Annotated in this window: 19 protein-coding genes; 12 read left to right on the top strand and 7 right to left on the bottom strand. The window is 66.6% G+C overall.

All coding sequences use genetic code 11. The annotated features are described in order from the left end of the window. Positions 1–8 precede the first annotated feature (8 nt). From AC1MLZ_RS11925 to AC1MLZ_RS11910, 4 genes are all read left to right on the top strand, one after another. Positions 9–3,521 (top strand): error-prone DNA polymerase, encoded by a 3,513-nt coding sequence (locus AC1MLZ_RS11925; RefSeq protein WP_480958649.1) that lies wholly within the window; start codon positions 9–11, stop codon positions 3,519–3,521. A gap of 274 nt (positions 3,522–3,795) precedes the next feature. Beyond that, positions 3,796–4,692: a tetratricopeptide repeat protein gene (locus AC1MLZ_RS11920; RefSeq protein ID WP_480961536.1), complete on the top strand. Its 897-nt coding sequence runs from the start codon at positions 3,796–3,798 to the stop codon at positions 4,690–4,692. Beyond that, positions 4,689–5,345 (top strand): LON peptidase substrate-binding domain-containing protein, encoded by a 657-nt coding sequence (locus AC1MLZ_RS11915; RefSeq protein ID WP_480958648.1) that lies wholly within the window; start codon positions 4,689–4,691, stop codon positions 5,343–5,345. The genes AC1MLZ_RS11920 and AC1MLZ_RS11915 overlap by 4 nt, the downstream gene beginning before the upstream one ends. Positions 5,346–5,457: 112 nt before the next feature. After that, a complete protein-coding gene (locus AC1MLZ_RS11910; RefSeq protein ID WP_480958647.1) occupies positions 5,458–5,643 on the top strand; it encodes a Trm112 family protein in 186 nt (61 codons plus the stop codon). A gap of 10 nt (positions 5,644–5,653) precedes the next feature. On the opposite strand, the gene AC1MLZ_RS11905 is transcribed toward AC1MLZ_RS11910, so the two are convergent. Both AC1MLZ_RS11905 and AC1MLZ_RS11900 read right to left on the bottom strand, forming a co-directional pair. Next, positions 5,654–6,820 carry an alpha-hydroxy-acid oxidizing protein gene (locus AC1MLZ_RS11905; protein ID WP_480958646.1) on the bottom strand — a complete coding sequence of 389 codons (1,167 nt, stop codon included), beginning with the start codon at positions 6,818–6,820 and terminating at the stop codon, positions 5,654–5,656. Between the two features lie 26 nt (positions 6,821–6,846). Next, positions 6,847–7,644, bottom strand: a complete 798-nt coding sequence (locus AC1MLZ_RS11900) for a class II aldolase/adducin family protein (RefSeq protein WP_480958645.1) — start codon at positions 7,642–7,644, stop codon at positions 6,847–6,849. A gap of 95 nt (positions 7,645–7,739) precedes the next feature. Between AC1MLZ_RS11900 and AC1MLZ_RS11895 the strand changes: the two genes are divergently transcribed. Together AC1MLZ_RS11895 and AC1MLZ_RS11890 are read left to right on the top strand one after the other, a co-directional pair. Further along, a complete protein-coding gene (locus tag AC1MLZ_RS11895; protein ID WP_480958644.1) occupies positions 7,740–8,405 on the top strand; it encodes a Crp/Fnr family transcriptional regulator in 666 nt (221 codons plus the stop codon). A gap of 41 nt (positions 8,406–8,446) precedes the next feature. After that, positions 8,447–9,238, top strand: coding sequence for a DUF72 domain-containing protein (locus tag AC1MLZ_RS11890; protein WP_480958643.1), 792 nt, complete (start codon positions 8,447–8,449; stop codon positions 9,236–9,238). Between the two features lie 229 nt (positions 9,239–9,467). On the opposite strand, the gene AC1MLZ_RS11885 is transcribed toward AC1MLZ_RS11890, so the two are convergent. Next, entirely contained in the window at positions 9,468–11,129 is a 1,662-nt protein-coding gene (locus AC1MLZ_RS11885) for a uroporphyrinogen-III synthase (RefSeq protein ID WP_480958642.1), read from the bottom strand. Beyond that, a complete protein-coding gene (gene hemC, locus AC1MLZ_RS11880) occupies positions 11,126–12,034 on the bottom strand; it encodes a hydroxymethylbilane synthase (protein WP_480958641.1) in 909 nt (302 codons plus the stop codon). Before hemC ends, AC1MLZ_RS11885 begins: the two co-directional genes overlap by 4 nt. Before the next feature lie 63 nt (positions 12,035–12,097). Between hemC and tsaD the strand changes: the two genes are divergently transcribed. Genes tsaD through AC1MLZ_RS11865 form a run of 3 tightly spaced genes read left to right on the top strand, consistent with a single transcriptional unit; the run spans position 12,098 to position 14,667 of the window. Beyond that, positions 12,098–13,123: a tRNA (adenosine(37)-N6)-threonylcarbamoyltransferase complex transferase subunit TsaD gene (gene tsaD / locus AC1MLZ_RS11875; protein ID WP_480958640.1), complete on the top strand. Its 1,026-nt coding sequence runs from the start codon at positions 12,098–12,100 to the stop codon at positions 13,121–13,123. Beyond that, entirely contained in the window at positions 13,120–14,097 is a 978-nt protein-coding gene (locus AC1MLZ_RS11870; RefSeq protein ID WP_480958639.1) for an NAD(P)H-dependent glycerol-3-phosphate dehydrogenase, read from the top strand. Before tsaD ends, AC1MLZ_RS11870 begins: the two co-directional genes overlap by 4 nt. Positions 14,098–14,157: 60 nt before the next feature. Next, a complete protein-coding gene (locus tag AC1MLZ_RS11865; RefSeq protein WP_480958638.1) occupies positions 14,158–14,667 on the top strand; it encodes an MmcB family DNA repair protein in 510 nt (169 codons plus the stop codon). 143 nt (positions 14,668–14,810) lie between these two features. On the opposite strand, the gene AC1MLZ_RS11860 is transcribed toward AC1MLZ_RS11865, so the two are convergent. Next, the gene (locus AC1MLZ_RS11860; protein ID WP_480958637.1) at positions 14,811–15,419 is read right to left on the bottom strand and encodes an ankyrin repeat domain-containing protein; all 609 of its coding nucleotides are present in this window, start codon (positions 15,417–15,419) and stop codon (positions 14,811–14,813) included. A 79-nt stretch (positions 15,420–15,498) separates the two neighbouring features. Between AC1MLZ_RS11860 and AC1MLZ_RS11855 the strand changes: the two genes are divergently transcribed. From AC1MLZ_RS11855 to AC1MLZ_RS11845, 3 genes are read left to right on the top strand one after another with little or no spacing between them, the layout of a single operon-like run. Next, positions 15,499–16,080, top strand: a complete 582-nt coding sequence (locus tag AC1MLZ_RS11855; RefSeq protein WP_480961535.1) for an SCO family protein — start codon at positions 15,499–15,501, stop codon at positions 16,078–16,080. Beyond that, positions 16,077–16,511, top strand: a complete 435-nt coding sequence (locus AC1MLZ_RS11850) for a YcgN family cysteine cluster protein (protein WP_480958636.1) — start codon at positions 16,077–16,079, stop codon at positions 16,509–16,511. Before AC1MLZ_RS11855 ends, AC1MLZ_RS11850 begins: the two co-directional genes overlap by 4 nt. A 14-nt stretch (positions 16,512–16,525) precedes the next feature. Then, positions 16,526–17,200: a M48 family metallopeptidase gene (locus AC1MLZ_RS11845; RefSeq protein ID WP_480958635.1), complete on the top strand. Its 675-nt coding sequence runs from the start codon at positions 16,526–16,528 to the stop codon at positions 17,198–17,200. Here AC1MLZ_RS11845 and AC1MLZ_RS11840 read toward each other — a convergent pair. Together AC1MLZ_RS11840 and msrB are read right to left on the bottom strand one after the other, a co-directional pair. Then, positions 17,176–19,368, bottom strand: a complete 2,193-nt coding sequence (locus tag AC1MLZ_RS11840; RefSeq protein WP_480958634.1) for a transglycosylase domain-containing protein — start codon at positions 19,366–19,368, stop codon at positions 17,176–17,178. The two genes, AC1MLZ_RS11845 and AC1MLZ_RS11840, sit on opposite strands and share 25 nt — an antisense overlap. Positions 19,369–19,412: 44 nt before the next feature. Then, positions 19,413–19,823 carry a peptide-methionine (R)-S-oxide reductase MsrB gene (gene msrB, locus AC1MLZ_RS11835; protein ID WP_480961534.1) on the bottom strand — a complete coding sequence of 137 codons (411 nt, stop codon included), beginning with the start codon at positions 19,821–19,823 and terminating at the stop codon, positions 19,413–19,415. Between the last annotated feature and the right edge of the window lie 37 nt (positions 19,824–19,860).

Below are 19,860 nucleotides of genomic sequence, written 5' to 3'. Positions count from 1 at the left end.
GTGTTGGCATGAACGGGCCGGCCGGGCCGGCGTTCGCGGAACTTGTCGCGGCAACCAATTACTCGTTCCTCGACGGCGCCAGCCATCCCAGCGACATCGTCGGTCGCGCAATAGAATTGAAGCTGGCGGGGATCGGTATCGCCGACCGCAACACCGTTGCCGGTGTGGTGCGCGCGTATGATGCTCACGAACGGGCGAAAAAAGGTCAGCTTGGTGCGAATCTTGCTCCCTTCGGCTTCAAGCTGGTGGTCGGGGCGCGCCTCGTGTTCTCCGACGGTACGCCCGACATCGTCGCCTACCCTGCGACGCGCGCCGGCTGGGGACGGCTCACGCGGCTGTTGACGCTCGGCAACCGCCGTGCCGAGAAGGGCGGCTGCATCCTCGGCTTCGATGACCTGCTCGCGCATCTTGGCGAGATCCTGCTGATCGTCATGCCGGGGACCAGTGCGCAACCTGTCGTGCCGCTCAAGGATTTCATGCTTCCCAAGCGTGACGATCCCGGCCTCGCATCAACCCTCGCCGCGCTCCGTCCACTGGCGCGGCGATCGGTGTGGCTCGGGGTGACGATGCCGCATGGCGGTCGCGATCGGCGGCGCCAGACACGGCTTGCCCGTATCGCTGCGGAGGCACGCGTGCCGATCCTCGCGACCAACGACGTGCGCTATGCGATGGCGGACGATCGGCCGCTACACGACATCGTCACCTGCATCCGCGAGGGCACGACGATCCAGCGTGCCGGACGGCGGCTTGGCGCCAATGGCGAGCGGCATTTGAAGGATGCGGACGAGATCGCGCACCTCTATCGCGACCGACCACACGCGATCGACGAGACGGCCAAGCTGCTCGCGCGGATCGATTTCACGCTCGACGAGCTTAAATACGAATATCCGCATGAGCCCGTCCCCGCAGGCTGGAGTCCGCAGGGCTGGCTGGAACATCTCGCCTGGCAATCGGCGATCGACCATTATGACGGCTATGTGCCCGACAAGCTGATCCCAGCTTTGCGCGAGGAGTTCGCGCTGATCGAGCAGTGCAAATACGCCCATTACTTCCTCACCGTCCACGACATCGTCCGGTTCGCACGCAGCGTCATTCCCCCGATCCTGTGCCAAGGGCGCGGATCCGCTGCCAACTCGGTGGTATGCTATGTGCTCGGCGTCACCTCGGTCGACCCGATGAAGCACGACCTGCTCTTCTCGCGCTTCGTTTCCGCCGAACGCAGCGAGCCGCCCGATATCGACGTCGATTTCGAGCACGAACGGCGCGAGGAGGTGATGCAGTATATCTACCGCCGCTATGGTCGGGAGCGCGCGGCGATCGCGGCGACCGTCATCCATTTCCGATCGCGCAGCACCGTGCGCGAGGTCGGCAAGGCGCTGGGCTTCACCGAGGATGTGACGCAACGCCTGACCAGTACGGTTTGGGGCAGCTTTTCGAACCGTTTTCCTGAACGGCGCTTCGCCGAAACGGGGTTCGACGTGGCCAATCCGGAAATCGCCCGGTTGCAGGACATGGTCGAACGGCTGCTCGAATTCCCCCGCCATCTGTCGCAGCATGTCGGCGGATTTGTGCTCACGCAGGGGCGGCTCGACGAGATCGTGCCGATCCACAATGGCGCGATGGAGGACCGCACGTTCATCGAATGGGACAAGGACGATATCGATTGCCTCGGCCTGATGAAGGTCGACATCCTCGCGCTCGGCATGCTGACCTGCATCCGCAAGAGCTTCGACTTGATGCGGCAGCACGGGCTCGGCGATCACGAACTGAAGACGATCGCCAACGATGAGAATTCCAAGGTCTACGACATGCTGTGCGACGGCGACAGCATCGGCGTGTTCCAGGTCGAAAGCCGCGCCCAGATCAACATGCTGCCCCGTCTGCGACCGCGGAAACTGTACGATCTGGTGGTCCAGGTGGCGATCGTTCGGCCCGGGCCGATCGAAGGCGACATGGTGCATCCGTATCTGCGGCGGCGGGCGAAAAAGGAGGTCGTGGTCTATCCTTCGCCATCGCCTGAGCATGGGCCCCACGATGAACTCGAAGTGCTGCTCGGCGAGACGTACGGCGTGCCGCTGTTCCAAGAACAGGCCATGAAGCTGGCGATCGTCGCGGCGAAGTTCACGCCTGACGAGGCCAATGAGCTGCGCAAGTCTATGGCGACTTTCCGCAAGGTGGGGGGGATGAACAATTTCCAAGCGAAGCTCATCGGCGGGATGGTTGCGCGTGGATATGAGGCGGAGTTTGCTGAGCGCTGTTTCAAGCAGATCGAGGGGTTTGGATCGTACGGATTTCCGGAGAGCCATGCGCTGTCGTTCGCGCGGCTGGTGTATGTGTCGTCCTGGATCAAATGCTTCCATCCGGCGGTGTTTTGCTGTGCGTTGCTCAATTCGCAGCCGATGGGGTTTTATGCGCCGGCGCAATTGGTGCGCGATGCGGTCGAGCATGGGGTTACCGTGCTGCCGGTCGATGTGAATGCGAGTGAGTGGGATAACAGCTTATCCGCCTCGGCACGGGGAGGGGGACCGCGCGAAGTGAGGTGGAGGGGAACTTCCACAGACGTATCGCTGGCGACTGGGCGTGTTACTGGCGGCGCGGATAGGCCCATCACTCTTCCAGGCGGGACGTTTGCGGCGCCCCCCCTCCACCCTCCTGCGGACGGTTCCCTCCCCCGTGCCGGGGAGGATTTGCGGCTCGGGTTTCGGCAGGTGGATGGGTTTCGGAAGGACTGGGCGGAGGCGATCGTCGAGGCGCGGGCGGGCGGGCCGTTCGCCAGTATCGAGGACCTCGCCCGTCGCGCCAACCTGCCGCAACGGGCGATGAACCTGCTTGCCGATGCGGATGCGTTTCGATCGGTGGCGAAGGACCGGCGCGAGGCTTTGTGGGATGTGCGCCGGACGCCTCCCAAGCAGCTTGCGTTGTTTGCGGCGGCAGAGGTGCCCGAGCTTGGCGCGGAACCCGACGCGCATTTGCCGCCGATGCCGCTCTCCGAACAGGTGGCGGCAGATTACCAGACGACGCGGCTGTCGTTGAAGGCGCACCCGATGCAATTCCTCCGAGCCCGCTTCGCCGCCGAGGGGGTTTTGTCGAGCGCGCAGGCCAACGCGGTCAAGGACGGGCGGCGCGCGAAGGTCGCCGGCGTCGTCCTGGTCCGCCAGCGGCCGGGCAAGGGCAATGCGATCTTCGTGACGATCGAGGACGAGACCGGAGTCACCAACGGGCTGATGTGGGCACGCGATTTCGAGGCGAACCGCCGCGCGGTGATGGCATCGCGACTGATGGTGCTGGAGGGCGTGATCCAGCGCAGCGAGGAAGGGGTGACGCATTTGATGACGTCGCGCGTGCAGGACCGCACCGACATGCTGCGGCTGTTGTCGGAAGATCAAACGCTGGAGCCGCCGCTCGCGCGAGTCGACGAGGTGATCCGACCCGTCCTCCCACGCGGCCCTGACGGACGGACACCCCGTGGCCAGCATCCACGCGACGTCCGCGTCCTGCCCAAGTCGCGCGACTTTCATTGAGGGGGAATATGACGGGCATTGAGGGGGAAATGACGCGAGAGTGTTCGATCTCGTCCCTAAGCGCTCTAACTTAGACTCGTCACCCCAGCGTTCGCTGGGGTGACGGTCCGGAGTGACAGGTCAGTGAGACGGACCCAGGGAGACGGACCGAAGACAGGCAACGCGTCGACGATACGTGGAAATTCAGCCTCCATGCTCTAGAGGTGGCATTCGACACGGGCGCCCCCCAAATAGCGCTAGAATTACACGGGAGTTGAACTTGGCCACGCTTGGAATGTCCCCCGCGGAGAAGGACGCCGTCGAGGCGTTCCGTTGCGATGTCGTCGAACCGTCCATGACGAAGCTCGTGATCATCGATTTCTGGGCGGAATGGTGCGGGCCTTGCAAGGCGCTGACGCCGACGCTGGAGAAGGTCGCTGCGGATTATGCCGACAAGGGCGTCGTGCTGGCGAAGGTCGATACCGACAAGAACCAGTTCATCGCCGCGCAATTCCAGATCAAGTCGATCCCGACCGTCTATGCGATGTTCCAGGGCCAGCTGGTCGCCGACATGACCAGCGCGCGCACCGAATCGCAGCTGCGCGTGATCCTGGACCAGCTGCTCAAGCAGCTGCCGATCGAAGCTGGCGGCACGGACGCGGCGCCCGACGTCGAGCCGCTTATCGCGGTGGGCGAAGAGGCGCTGGCCGAGGGCGACGGCGAGCGCGCGCTCGGAATCTTCCGTGAGATCGCCGAGATCGCGCCCGAGCATCCACAGGTCCATGCCGGCTTCGTCCGCGCATTGGTCGCGACCGGGCAGCTCGACGAGGCGACCGACTGGCTGGCGAACCTCGACCCGGCGATCGCCAAGGATCCGGCGATCCACCGTGCGCAGGCCGCACTCGCGCTCGCGCAGTCCGCGCCCCCTGTCGAGGACCTGTCGCCGCTGCTGGCTGCGGTCGAGGCGAACCCCGACGACCTGCACGCCCGGTTCGCGCTCGCCAACGGCCAGATGGCGGCGAACGATCGCGATGCGGCGGCCGACACGTTCCTTGGCATCATCGCCACGGAGCGCGACTGGAACGAGGGCGCGGCACGGACGCAGTTGCTGAAACTGTTCGAAGCCGTTGGGCTCGAAGACCCTTGGGTGTCTGGACAGCGACGCCGCCTGTCTGCGATCCTGTTCGGATGACCACCGAGTCCGCCCCCCCGCGCGCCACCCCCCCGCGCACGACGACGCGACTGTCGATCTTCCCGCTGCCGGGGGCGCTCCTGTTCCCCGGCATGCACCTGCCGCTGCATATGTTTGAGCCGCGCTATCGGGCGATGATCAGCGATGCGATGGCGCGCGACCGGCGGATCGGCATGATCCAGCCGCGGGGCGGACCGCATGATGACGAGAGCGCGCTTTACGACATCGGCTGCGTCGGCAAGATCGCCGAGGTCGAGGCGCTCGACGACGGGCGCTACAACGTCGTCCTGGAAGGCATCGCGCTGTTCCGGATCGTCCGCGAACTCGATGTGACGACTGCGTTCCGCCAAGTCGAGGCGGAGTTGCTGCCGTTGATCGAGGACGATGCGCTGTCGCTCGGGCGGCGGTCTTCGCTGGAGATGGAATCGCGTCGGTTCGCGGACATGCAGGGCTATGCGGTCGATTGGGATGCGGTCGGACGGCTCGACGACGAAAGCCTAGTCAACGGCATCGCCCAGATCGCGCCGTTCGATGCGGCCGCGAAGCAGGCTTTGCTGGAGGCGCCGAATATCGAGCAGCGCGCCGAACTGATCATCCAGCTGATGCAGTTCTTCGGACGCCACGACGGCGACGAATCGGTGACGTTGCAGTGACGTCGCCCAGCAAGGGTCGCGCGCACGGTGCCGTGATGACGATCGGCAGCGAGTCCGGTCGCATTGTCCGGGCTGCCGCGGCGTCGCCTTCACGGGGCGAAGGAGTTTGACGATGAAGCCGTTGGATCCGTGGCTGCTCGAACGCCTCGTCTGCCCGATGACGCGTACGCCGCTTCGCTATGACGAGGCCGCGCAGGAACTGATTTCGGACGCTGCTGGGCTCGCTTATTCGATCCGCGATGGCGTGCCCGTGATGCTGGTCGAAGAGGCACGCCGGCTCGACGAAACGGCCGCCTGATCGTCTTGCTTTAGCGGCCCGTCCGCGTCGCTCCGGCCTCCCGGACGGCGGCGAGCGTCGGGTAGCCGTTCACCGCCATCAGCAAGTCTGCTTCGGCGAGGATGCATTTCAGCACGTGCGCGGCGCCGGTCGCCCCGTCGAGCGCTAGGCCGTACGTGTAGGGCCGGCCGATTCCGACCGCGGTGGCGCCGAGCGCGAGCGCTTTGACGACGTCGCTGCCCGACCGGATGCCCGAATCGAACAGAACCGGTACGGTCCCGCTCGCCTCGACCACCGCGGGCAGCATGTCGATCGCCGCGATCCCACCATTCGCCTGCCGGCCGCCGTGGTTCGAGCAGTAGATCGCGTCCGCACCCAGATCGATCGCGCGCCGGGTGTCGTCGGGATGGCAGATCCCCTTCAGGACGATCGGCAGCTTGGTCATCGATCGCAGCCAGGGCATGTCGTCCCATGTCAGCACCTTGCCGAACGTCCCGGCCCATTGCCGAACAGCCGCCGGCAGATCCTCGCGCGGTGGCTTGGCCAGCATCGCGCGGAAGACCGGGTCGCTGAAGTAATTCTCCAGCACATGGCCGCGCAGTTGCGGGAAGTTCGCGACGTTCAGGTCGCGCGGGCGCCAGCCGGTCACCCAGGTGTCGAGCGTGACCACGATCGCCTTGTACCCGGCCGCTTCGGCACGGTGGACGAGGCTTTCGGCGAGCGGTTTGTCCTTGGGCGTGTAGAGCTGGAAGAAGCCGGGCGTGTCGCCCATCGCCGCGGCGACGGCTTCGAGCGGATCGTTCGAGAGCGTCGACTGAATCAGGGGAACGCCGGTGAGCGCGGCCGCCTGCGCGGCGGCAAGATCGCCGTGCCCGTCCTGCGTGCAGATTCCGTTGATTCCGACCGGACTCATGAAGATCGGGCTGGGCAGCATCATGCCGAACAGGTCGATCGACAGGTCGCGACGCGTGGCATCCACCATCATCCGCGGCGTCATGCCCCAATGCCGGAACGCGTCGGCATTCTGGCGCTGCGTAAACTCGTCGCCGCACCCGCCCTGCAGATAGCCGAGCACCGACGGCGGTAGCGCCGCTGTCGCGCGCGCCTCGAGCGACGCGAAATCGACCGGGACCTTCGGGACGACGCCGGCGAGGCCGGCGAAATAGATCTCGTTCTGGTAATCGCCGTAATGCGGCATGCGCTGCCCTCCCAAACCGGTCGCGGTCAGTCCCGATAGCCCGGATTGACCCGGTCGAGTTTCCGCAACAGCGCCGGCCAGGCGAGCCCGTCGGCAAGCATGCGGATGCCCGCACCGCTCGACTGTCCCTCGACCTTTTCGGCAACGCCCTGGTTCGGGGTGTTCAAATTCTCGCGGCCGGCGCTGAGCATCAGGACCTGCGCCTCGCAAGCACGCTCCAGGAAATACATCCGCAGGAACGCCTGCGGTACCGACTCGCCCACCGTCAGCGTGCCGTGGTTGCGCAGGATCATCGCGTTCTTCGTGCCGAGATCCTGAACCAGCCGCTCGCGCTCCTCCAGCTCCGTCGCGATGCCCTCGAAGTCGTGATAGGCGACATCGTGCCCGGCGATCATCGCGGTCTGCGTATGCGGGAGCAACCCTTCGGCCATCGCCGACACCGCCTGGCCGTGCGGCGTGTGGAGATGCAGCACCGCGACTGCGTCGTGGCGCGCCGCGTGGACCGCCGAGTGGATCACGAAACCCGCGCGGTTGACCGGGGCGGGGGTGTCCATGACCTTGTTGCCGTCGACGTCGATCTTGACCAGCGACGACGCCGTGATCTCCTCGAACATGTGCGTGTACGGATTGATCAGGAAATGATGCTCGGGTCCGGGGACACGCGCCGACAGATGCGTGAAGATCAGATCGTCCCAGCCGTACAGCGCGACCAGCCGGTACGCGGCGGCGAGATCGACGCGCAGCGCCCATTCCTCGGCCGATACCTGTTCCTTGATCGTCGTCGTTGCCGCAGTCGGTTCCATCGCTTTCAGTGCCGTTGCCATCATCCGCCTCCTTATCGTTGCCGCCTTGTACGAGCAGGCTGCCAAGAAGAGTGTCTCGATGGTGACAATCTCGAAATTTTGCCTAGCTTCGGGAGATGCATGATGCGGATCACGACATACTGGCGACCGACACCTGGTTCGGAGCGATACCCGTAAGCCGTCGCGAGCGCCTGTTGCAGGAGGCACGCGTCGAGGTGCTGGAGAACGGCGCGCGAATCTACGGCTCCGGCGATCCGCCGAACGGGTTGTGGGCGGTTCTGGACGGGCAGGTCCGGTTGAAGGGGCTGTCCGCCAATGGTGCGGAACTGCTCGCGCTGATCGTGCGACCGGGGACGTGGTTCGGCGAATTGTCCACGCTGGACGGTCATCCGAGGCCGCATGACGCGACTGCGTTCGGCGCGGCGCGACTGCTGCATGTGCCGGTGGCGGCGTTCGCGCGAGCGGCGGCAGCGGATCCGGAGCTTTATCGCGATCTTGGCCTGCTCGTGTGTGCGCACCAACGCACCGCATTGCGGTTCATCGCGCAGAGTGTCGGGCAGTCGATCCGGGTTCGGCTGGCGCAGGCGCTGATGCGGGCATCGCAGGCGGGAGACGGTCGGATCACGATACGGCAGGAGGAGCTAGCCGGCGTGGTCGGCATCGCTCGCCAGACACTCAACCGGCATCTGAAGCGGTTCGAGCGCGATGGCCTGGTCGCGATCGCCTATGCGCAGGTGCGTATCCTCGACCTGCCGGGGCTGCGCGGCGTCACCACCGAATAGGGCATCGCCAAGCCCTTCTCCAGCGCGCTACACTTGCGACCATGACCATCAGAATCGGTATTGGCGGCTGGACCTACGAGCCGTGGCGCGGGACCTTCTATCCGGAGAAATGGGCGCAGAAGCGCGAGCTCGATTATGCCGCCGAGCACGTTACCGCGATCGAGATCAACGGCACCTATTACGGCAGCCAGAAGCCGGCGACGTTCGCGTCATGGGCGAAGGCGGTGCCCGACGGGTTCGTGTTTTCGCTCAAGGCCTCGCGCTATTGCACCAACCGGAAGGTGCTGGCCGAGGCGGGGGAGTCGATCGCGAAGTTCACGGGGCAGGGGATCGTCGAACTCGGCGACCGGCTCGGGCCGATCCTGTGGCAGTTCATGGCGACCAAGAAATTCGACGCCGACGATTTCGCCGCGTTCCTGAAACTGTTGCCGGCCAAGCAGGACGGGCTCGCGCTGCGCCATGCGATCCATGTCCGGCACGAGAGTTTCGCGGTGCCGGAATTCGTCGCGATGTGCCGCGATGCTGGCGTCGTGATCGTCTTCGCGCAATCGGCGGAATATCCCGCGATCGCCGATGTGACCGGCGACTTCGTCTATGCGCGACTGGAGAATGCCGAGGAGCGCTTCGTCGCAGGCTACGCGCCGACCGCGCTGGACGAATGGGCGGACAAGGCGAAGATCTGGGCCGCCGGCGGACGGCCCGAGGGCTTACCCTATGTCGAGGACGCAGCGCCGACGAAGAAGACGCGGGAGACGTTCGTGTTCTTCATCAACGGTGCCAAGGTTCGCGCGCCTCACGCGGCGATGGCATTGATCGAGAGAGTGCAGGGGTAAGTCACGCGGGAGCCATCCGAACGTCCCGCCAAACGGCTTGCTCGGGTCCGTCATGCGCTGCGCGAACAAAGCCTATAGACGTCGCCGATGGAGTGCTCGGCTATCGTACAGGGTCCTGCGTACCGGCGCTCGCGCTGCACAACACGCCTGGGTCCCGGCACTGCCATGGGCCAAGTTGCAGCCGGGTTTGACCGCCTTGGACGACTCAAGGACGCAGGCGTGTCTTGGTTCAGATGCCCGACGGGTCCGGCGCGGTGTCTATCACGGGCGGTGCCGCTTCGGGCGTAGGGATCACCACCGGCGCGGGCTGTGGCTGTCCTGCCTGGCCGATCAGCGCCGTGTTCTCGATCACGTCCAGCGCCTGGCGAGCGACGACGTAGCGGCGTGCCGCATCCATCCAGTTGCCGGCCTGGGCCGCACCGGGCAGGCGGGCGACTTCGGCCCGTGCCGCCTCGACCTGCCCCGCGCCCAGGAGGCGTCGCGCACGTGCCAGGCGGTCGGCCGGCATTGGTGAGGGCGTTCCGGCCTTGCGCAACACGATCAACGAATCGATCTGATGCTGGATCGTGTCGAGCCAGTTCTCGCCCGTCGAACTCGTGATGTCCGGCGCGATTGCGTCGAGCCCCTGGCGAAGGTCCTCGAGCGTCACCGGCTGGCGTGCGGCCTGTATCAGCAGCATCGTCGCGCGCGGCTGGGCTTGACCGAACCGCAGACGCAACTGTTCCTCCAGGTACCCGAGACCGACCCCGCGATCGAGCGAACGACGCGCAGCGAACGCGACCAACAAGCCTTCCGCGCGCGTCGCCTGCGCGCCGGCGGCGGCGGCATCGGTGGTGATTGTCGCGGTGCGTGCCTCGAGCGCGGTCAACTGGCCGGCCAGCGTCGCCTCCCGCGTTGCCAGTACGGCGGTGTCGACGGGGGCAGGAGCCTGGGGCTGGCCGTCCGGGCCGAGCGGTTGCGAAGGAATATAGCCCGCGTTGCCGGCGCCCGCTTTCTGTCCTGCGACTTGTGCACCCACGGTGGCCGAACGCGTCGCGCCGAACCACGGCAACCGCCGTGCGGCATAGGCCATCAGCGCCAGCCCGGCGATGAACGCAAGCGCGGTCAAGGCGATGATGACGCCCATTCTGGGTCCGCGTGCCCGTGGGCGATCGGTCGGCACATGGTCGCTCATGGCGTGCTTATCCCCGCCGCGCACCGGATGGTCAATCGCGCGTATGTTCGCACGTGCAGCAGCGAGCGCGACGAGCGCCGGATCGCTCGGTTGCGGCGCGATCGAGACGGTGGCCCAGCCGGTTCCCGCAGCTTCGCCGACGGCCGCGCTGATCGCGACGATCTCGATCGTTGATCGGTCCACGCCCGCCGTATCGAGCATGTCTTTCAGCCGGGTCGTGGCGCGTTCGGAATGCAGCAGAACGACGGTGTCGGCGAACGATCGCGCGGTGTCCGCGTCGATCGGTACGGCATCGCTGGCGTAGACGGTGACCGCCTTGATGTCCTCGTCGGTCGGGGCACGATCGCGCCCGGCCAGATGCAGGAGGCGCGCAAAGCCGCGATCTCGCGCTTCGGAAACGGCATCGCGGGCATCGCTCGACCCCGTCACTGCAACCGCGAAGCCGGCTTCGGTCGCCGCTGCCGCCGTTGCTGCCCCGACCGCGACGACCGGCAGGCGCTTCAGCGCGTCCAGTCCCGCTCCACCATGCCGCACCGCGTTTGCGCTGGTCAGCAACAGTCCGTCGAACCCCGCCGGATCGGGTATGCCCCAGTCGACCGCCGTTACGGCGAACAGCGGAACCTGCCGTACGTCGAGCCCGAGCGCCCGCAGCGCCGCCGCAGTCCGCGAATTGCCGGGCTCCGGCCGCACGACGACGACGGCGTGGGCGGCCGTCATGCCGCGAACAACCGGCGAACGCTGGCCGGCGCCCGCGTGAGGAGGTCAATCGCCAGCATCGTGCCGAGGTCTTCGCCCGCGCCGCCCTCGATCGATCCGGCAACGTCGCAGGTCCCGTCCTCGGCGATCAGCTCGGCGCGCAACGTCAGCGTCTCGCCTGCCAGCGACGCGAGGGCGGCGACCGGCGAGTGGCAATCCGCGCCGAGCCGCGCGAGCAGGGCGCGTTCCGTGAGCACGCACAGGCTGGTGTCGGCATGATCGATCGCGGCAACGATCGCGTGTGCCGCGCTGCCGGCGAGGACTTCGACGCCGACCGCACCCTGTGCGGGCGCGGGCAGCATCACGTCGGTGGGGATCGCGTGGCCGCAATCGTCGCGACCCAGTCGATCCAGCCCCGCGGCCGCCAGCAGCGTGGCGTCCATCTCGCCGCTCGCCACCCGGCTGAGCCGCGTGTCGACGTTGCCGCGGATCAGCACGATCTCCAGGTCTGGCCGCAGCCTCAGCATCTGCGCGCGGCGTCGCGGCGAACTCGTGCCGACGACGGCCCCGGGTCGCAGGTCGGCGAAGGTCTCCGCGCCGATCAGTCGATCGCGTACGTCGGCACGCGGCAGCATCGCCGCGATCTTCAGCGTGTGCGGCCGGATGGTCTCGACGTCCTTCATCGAATGCACCGCGCAGTCGATGTCGCCGTCGTGCAGCGCGCGGTCGAGTTCCTTGGTCCACAGCGCCTTGCCGCCGATCTCGGCGAGCGCGCGATCCTGCACGCGGTCGCCGGTAGTGCGGATCACGACCGTCTTGACGCTGTCCGCCGACCAGCCATGTGCCGCGCACAAGGCATCGCGGACCAGGCCTGCCTGAGTAAGAGCGAGCGGCGATCCCCGCGTACCGAGCCGAAAACGAGTCATCGATGCGCCATGCATAAACGCCGGGGCTTCGACAAGCTTCACGCAGGCATATACAGACACGCGATGATCATTCTCGGCATCGAATCCTCCTGCGACGAAACCGCCGCCGCGCTCGTCACCGGCGACCGGCAGGTCCTCGCACACCGCCTGCTGGGGCAGGAAGCGGCGCACGCCCCGTTCGGCGGCGTCGTACCGGAGATCGCCGCGCGCGCGCATGTCGAGGCGCTGGAGCCGCTGATCGTCGCCGCCCTGGCGGACGCGAAGCTGACGCTGGCGGATGTCGATGCGATCGCCGCAACCGCGGGGCCGGGGCTGATCGGCGGGGTGATGGTCGGGCTCGTCACCGGCAAGGCGCTCGCGCACGCCGCGGGTAAGCCGTTGATCGCGGTCAATCATCTTGAAGGTCACGCCTTGTCGCCGCGGCTGTCGGACCCGGACCTGGAGTTTCCGTATCTGCTGCTGCTCGTATCGGGCGGGCATTGCCAGTTGCTGCTAGTCGAGGGTGTCGGTGCGTATCGGCGTCTCGCCACGACGATCGACGATGCGGCGGGCGAAGCGTTCGACAAGACCGCCAAGCTCTTGGGACTGGGCTTCCCCGGCGGCCCCGCCTTGGAACGGGCCGCGGCGTTGGGTAACCCGAAGGCGGTTCCTTTGCCGCGCCCGCTGAAAGGTTCGGCCGAACCGCATTTCTCGTTCGCGGGACTGAAGAGCGCGGTCGCGCGTGTCGTCGGCCAGTATTCGCCCGAAGATATCGCCGCCTCGTTCCAGGCGGCGGTAGTGGACTGCCTTATCGACCGCACGACCAAGGCGCTGCGGACCTCGCACGGTGCCACCGCACTCGTCGTCGCGGGCGGGGTCGCGGCCAACACCGCGGTTCGTACCGCGTTGCAGGGTCTCGCGAGCGCGCATGGTCTCCGCTTCGTCGCGCCGCCCTTGTGGCTTTGCACCGACAACGCGGCGATGATCGGGTGGGCGGGCGCCGAGCGGTTCGCTGCCGGCCTTACCGACCCGCTCGACGTTGCCGCGCGTCCGCGCTGGCCGCTCGATCCGAATGCCGAAGCGGTACGCGGCGCCGGAGTGAAGGCATGAAGATCGGCGTCATCGGTGGCGGTGCCTGGGGCACTGCACTCGCGCAGGTTGCAGCATATGGCGGTCGCGAGGTGATCCTGTGGGCGCGCGAGGGGGCGGTGGTCGAGTCGATCAACGCCGCCCATGAGAATACGCTATTCCTCGGCGGCGTCGCGCTGTCGCCGACGATTCGCGCGACCGACGACCTCGCCGCGCTGGCGGACATGGATGCGATCCTCGTCGTTGCGCCGGCCCAGCACGTCGGCAACGTACTCGCGGCTGCCCCGATCGGCAGCATCCCGCTCGTGCTTTGCGCGAAGGGGATCGAGGCGGGCAGCAAGCGGCTCGTCGGTGAGGTCGCGCGCGCGGTGCATCCTGCCGCGCCGATCGCGGTGCTCTCGGGACCGACCTTCGCGCATGAGGTCGCCGCCGGGTTGCCGACGGCAGTGACGCTCGCCTGCGAAGATGCAGAGCTTGGCGAACGCCTTGCGACACGCCTCGCGGCTCGGCATTTTCGGACTTACGCCTCGACCGACGTCGCGGGTGCGGAGATCGGTGGCGCGGTGAAGAACGTGCTCGCAATAGGTTGCGGCGTGGTCGAGGGGGCGGGGCTTGGCCAGAACGCGCGGGCGGCATTGATCGCGCGCGGGTTCGCCGAGATGACCCGGTTCGGCCAGGCACGTGGTGCGCGCGCGGAGACGCTGGCGGGTCTTTCGGGGCTGGGCGATCTCGTGCTCACCTGTTCCTCGACCAGTTCGCGCAACTTCTCGCTGGGTGTCGGCTTGGGGCGCGGTGATTCGGCGGCGACCTTGCTGGCAGATCGCCGGACCGTCGCGGAAGGCGCTTTCACCGCGCCCGTCCTTCGCGAAGCCGCACGCGATGCCGGCGTCGACATGCCGATCACCGAAGCCGTCTGCCGTCTGCTGGAGGGCGCTCCGGTGAGCGACGTCATTGGCGATCTGCTCGCCCGGCCGCTGAAGGGCGAGGCGGGCTGACCGCGCCGAGCAATCCGCGAATGAGCTTGCCTCGTTCGCGGATTGTTCTATTTCCGGGGCATGCTCGATATGCCGCCGGACTCCTGCATCGACGAACTTGGATCGCCCCCCGATTCGGCAATGTGCGCCGCCGACGTGGCGCGCGGCGTGATCCGGATGTTGCTGCGCCATGACCTCACCGCGATGACCGAAGTGCCACTAGATGGCGGCCGCCGCGCCGACCTGATGGCGGTGGATGCGCGTGGGCAGATCGTCATCGTCGAGATCAAGGTGTCGCGCGCCGACCTGCTCGGCGACGGGAAGTGGCCGGATTATCTCGGGCATTGCGACCGGTATTTTTGGGCGGTCCCGGCGGGGTTCGATGTGGGGCCTTTGAACGGACCTGCGTTTCTGCCCGAACGGACCGGGATCATCGTCGCGGACCGCTACGACGCGGCGATCGTGCGGGAAGCGCATACCGTGCCGTTGCCGGCGCATGTGCGGAAACGGTGTACGCTGGCGTTCGCGCGACGCGCGGCGCGGCGGTTGATAGCTCAGATGGACCCGGAGGCCGACGGATTGGCGTTCTGACATCCGTCATCCTGACGAAAGTTAGGATCCAGAGTAACGGAACGCTATCCTTGATGGCTCTGGATCCTGACTTTCGTCAGGATGACGGGGGTGGGGCCAAGTGCGTTTCACTTAGCGGGTCGATAGCGACCGCTATTCAAACTTCAGAACTTAGGTCCCGACACCGCTTTCCGCACTTTTTTCGGCGCGTCTTCCAGTAGTTTGCTCACGATCGGATTGCGTCCGTCTTGCTTGGCATAGGCGCGCGCGGACATGCCCGCCATGATATCCGCCTGATCGGGGTCGGCGTTCTCGTTCAGCAGCACCCGTATCATTCCCACGTCGCGGCGCTGCACGGCGCGGATCAGCGGCGTCTCGCCCGCCGAATTGGCCAGATTCGGGTTCGCGCCCGCCGCGGTCAGGATCGGGATCATGCCCGTTTGGCCCAGCGTCACGGCGAGGAGCAGCGGCGTGTTGCCCTTGCCGTCGCGCAAATTCGCGTCCGCACCCTTCTGCAGCAGGAAGCGCAGATAGACCTCGTCGCCGCGCTTGATGACGATGTGGAGCGCGCCTTCGCCGCTGGTCACGTCGCGCGTGTTGATGATGTTGCTGCCGGGCTTGCCGAGCATCTCCAGCACCTCGTTGTTCTTCGCATCGCGCACCGCGGACAGGAACTTGTACCCCTCAGACTGGCCTTGCGCGAACGCGGGCGCCGCGACGCAGGCGAGCGCAGGCGTCAGGAGGGTAGCGGCGAGCATCAGGCGGATACGCATCGAGAGACTTCCTTGGTTCGTCCTGGATATGGGGTGACGCTTGCGCCGCAGTAGCGAACAGATCAAGGCTGGCGGCATCATGACCCTCCGTTTCCTTCTCATACCGGCGCTCGCCCTGTCGGCCTGCACTGCGTCCGCCCCCCCCGCCAAGCCGCCGCTCGAAGGTGCCCGGATCGGCGGCGCCTTCACGCTGACGGACCAGAATGGGGGGACTGTTGCTGAGCGCAACTTTAATGGCAAATACCGGATCATGTATTTCGGCTACACCTTCTGTCCCGATGTGTGTCCGACGGATGTCCAGGCGATCGGCGCTGCGGTGAAACAACTGGAATCGAGCGACCCTGCGATCGCCGCGAAGATCGTGCCGGTGTTCGTGACGGTCGACCCGGCGCGCGATACGCCCGCGGTGCTCAAGCAGTTCGTCTCCGCCTTCCACCCGCGCATGATCGGTCTCACCGGCACCGACGCGCAGATCGCCAAGATCAAGACCGAATATGCAGTGTATTCGAGCAAGGGCGATGCATCGCCGGGCGGTGGCTACCTCGTAAACCACAGCCGCCAAGCCTATCTGATGGACCCGGACGGCAAGCCCATCGCTTTGCTGCCGCAGGAACAAGGGCCCGATGCGGTGGCTACAGAGATAAAGCGCTGGGTCCGGTGAGCGCGCGCTTCTGGGAAGATACGCCGATCGACCAGCTCGACCGCGGCCAGTGGGAAGCCTTGTGCGACGGGTGCGGCAAATGCTGCATCCACAAGCTCGAGGACGAGGATACCGGCGAGCTCGTCGCGACCAACGTGTCGTGCCGCCTGCTCGACCGGCGCAGCGGGCAATGCTCCGATTATCGCCACCGTCACGCCTATGTGCCTGAGTGCGTAAGGCTGACGACCGGCAACGTCCGCGGGATCGACTGGCTACCCTCGACCTGCGCCTACCGCCTGCGCGCGGCCGGCGAGCAATTGCCCGAATGGCATTACCTCGTCTGCGGCGACCGCGACGCGGTCCACCGTGCCAAGCAATCGGTGCGCGGCTGGACGATCAGCGAGGACGAGGCCGGCGAGCTCGAATACCACGTGATCGACCGCGAGCTGTAAGCCGTGATCGCCCGATGATCGAAGGTCTTGAGATCGTCCGTCACCCGCGCGCCCGCCGCGCGCGTCTGTCGATCGATCCCGCGAGCGGCCGGGCGAGGCTGGTTCTCCCGAAGCGTGCGGCACTAAAGCAGGCACTGGCATGGGCGGAGGACAAGGCGGGCTGGATCGCCGAACAGCGCGCGTTACTACCCCGGCCGCGGCCGTTCGTGCCCGGCGCGGTCGTCACCGTCGCCGACGAGCCGCTGACGATCGAGTGGACGCCCGGTAGTCGCCGAACCGTAGTTCGCGAAGGCTCGGTCCTCTCGCTGTCCGGTCCTTCCGAAACCATCGCGCGTCGTGTCGAGGCATGGCTCAAGCGCACCGCGCTCGCCGTGCTGGAAACCGAAACCGCAGAATACGCCGCCAAGGCGAAGGTCAGCGTCACCCAGGTCGCGGTCGGCGATGCCAAGGGTCGTTGGGGCAGCTGTGCATCGAGCGGCATCATCCGCTACAGCTGGCGCCTGATCCTCGCGCCGAGCTGGGTCCGCCGCGCCACCGTCGCGCACGAAGTCGCGCACCGTGTCCACATGAACCACGCGCCGGTCTTCCACGCGCTGGTCGAGCACCTCTACGGCGAAGACCCGACGCCCGCCCGCGTTTGGTTACGGACGCATGGGGCGGGGCTTCACTGGTTCGGGCGGTCTTCCTGATAGCGGTCGCTCTGGAAGCGTTGCGTCTGGACCTGGTCGCGCGGCACGTCGCGCTGCAGCGGCTGGCGCCCTGCCGGTGACGGATCTCGTGACGGCTCGCGCCGCTCACGTCCGGTGACCCGATCGATCCAGTCCTGATTCATCTGCTGCGGAGGCGGAGCCGGCACCGCCTCGGGCTGGTCCGCATCGGGCCGCGGAATCGTGTCGCCCGTCTGCGCATCGGTCGGCACGGGCGGCTGGCCCTGCTCGATCGGATTTCCGTCCGCGTCGACCGCCATCTGGCCGTTGTCGGGCTGGCCGAAATAGCTCTCCTCGTCCGGCTCGAGCTGCCATTCGGGCAGCGTGACCTTGGTATCGAACTGCTCGATCGGACGGTTGGCGGTCGCGGGTTTCATGAACGCGGCCCATGCCTTTGCGGGCGCGGTGCCGCCGTGCAGGCCGGCGATCGGCTTGGCATCGTCGCGGCCCATCCACACGCCGGTGGTGATCCCGCTCGAAAAGCCGAGGAACCAGCCATCCTTCGACGAGCTGGTCGTGCCGGTCTTGCCCGCGACCGGCCGGCCGATCTGGGCCGCGCGACCGGTTCCGGTGTTGACCGCGGTCTGCAGCAGGTCGGTCATCTCGGCAGCGACATACGGTGCGACGAGCACGTGGCTGCGATCGACCTCATGCGTGTAGATCGTCTGGCCGTTCGCGGTGACGCGCGTGATTCCGTACGGCGTCACCGCGACGCCCTTGCTGGCGACCGACGCGAACGCGCGCGTCATGTCGATCACGCGGACCTCGGACGTGCCCAGCACCATCGACGGATGCGTGTTGACCGGCGTCGTGATCCCGAAACGCCGCGCCATGTCGGCGACCGTGGTGAAGCCGACCTCCTGCCCCAGTTTCGCGGCGATGGTGTTGAGCGAATAGGCGAACGCGGTGCGCAAGCTGACCGCGCCGGAGTTGCGGCGCGAATCGTTGCGCGGGCTCCAGCCGTTGATCGTCACCGGCTCGTCGACGATCGAATCCTCGGGCTTGTGACCCGCCTCCAGCGCGGCGAGGTAGACGAACAGCTTGAACGACGAGCCCGGCTGGCGGACCGCCTGCGTCGCGCGGTTGTAGATCGACGACACGTAATCCTTGCCGCCGACCATCGCGCGCACTTCGCCGCCACGGTCGAGCGCGACCAGCGCGCCCTGGGCTCCGGCCGGGGCATTGGCGCGGATCGCCGCATCGGCCTGCCGCTGCATGTTGAGATCGAGCGTCGTCCAGACTTCGAGTGGCTCGGTCGTCTCGTCGATCAGCGTATCGAGCTGCGGTAGCGCCCAGTCGGTGAAGTAGCGAACGCTGTTCTGCCTGGGCTCAGGCGCAAGTTTCAGTCCGGATACGTCTGCATTGGCAGCTTCGGACGCGGTGATCGCACCGTTTTCCTGCATCGTCTCCAGCACGACGCCGGCGCGGCCCATCGCGGCTTCCGCATCAGCGGTCGGCGAGTAGTTGGACGGCGCCTTGACCAAGCCGGCGATGACGGCGGCCTCGGCGAGGCTCAGATGATCCGCGCCGTGGCCGAAGAATTTCCGGCTCGCCGCGTCGATCCCGTAGGCGCCGCCGCCATAATAGACCTTGTTCAGATAGAGTTCGAGGATCTGATCCTTGGTGAACTTCCATTCGAGCGCGAACGCCAGGATCGCCTCGCGGAATTTTCGGCCGAACTTCTTCTGGTTGTTGAGGAAGACCGTACGCGCAAGCTGCTGCGTGATCGTCGAGCCCCCTTGCGTCCAGTGACCGCGATCGTAACGCACCTTCACCGAGCGTGCGACACCGACCGGATCGACGCCGATATGCGAACGGAAGCGGCGATCCTCGACCGAGACGGTCGCGTCGCGCATCAGCTTGGGGATCTGTCCGTAGGGCAGCCATTCGCCAAAGCTCGGCCCCATCGACACGATCACCGTGCCATCGGCGGCATGGACGCGGATCATCTGGCCGTTGGGCGACGATTTCAGGCTGTCGAAACTCGGCAGCTGCGACATCGCGATATAGACCGCGATCGCCAGCGCACCGAGCGCGAGAACGCCGATCCCGACGCAAAGCTGCAGGAACACGACCAGCCGCCGCCGCCAGCGTGACGCCGGGGGAGTTGGGGACCGGCGAGACGGGGGAGCAGAACGCGTACGAGCCATGTGGCCGCAGAATTACGCGCGATGCCTCCGCCCTACAAGCGACATCAGGCCGCGACGTTCGGTTTGCGCGGTCGGAATTCGAGCGATAGCGAATTCATGCAATAGCGCTGTCCGGTCGGTGGCGGGCCGTCCGGGAAGACGTGGCCCATATGGCTGTCGCAGCGCGCGCACCGGGTTTCGATGCGGGTCATGCCGTGGCTGCGATCGGTGTGATCGGTGACCGCGTCGGGGCGGATCGGCTGGGTGAAGCTAGGCCAGCCCGAGGCGGAGTCATATTTGTCCGCGCTGTCGAACAGTTCGTTGCTGCACGCCGCGCACCGGTAGATGCCGTCGGCCTTGGTGTCGTTGAGGACGCCTGCGAAGGCGCGCTCGGTGCCGGCTTCTCGGAGCACGTGATATTGCTCGGGAGTGAGCCGCTTGCGCCACTCGGCCTCGGAAAGATTGAGCTGGTCCATGGACATGCATCTCGTGCTGGCGGGGCGTGTCGGCGGG

The sequence above is a fragment of the Sphingomonas sp. PEI4 genome (assembly GCF_056679955.1).
This window is presented reverse-complemented; position numbering and strand designations above follow the sequence as displayed.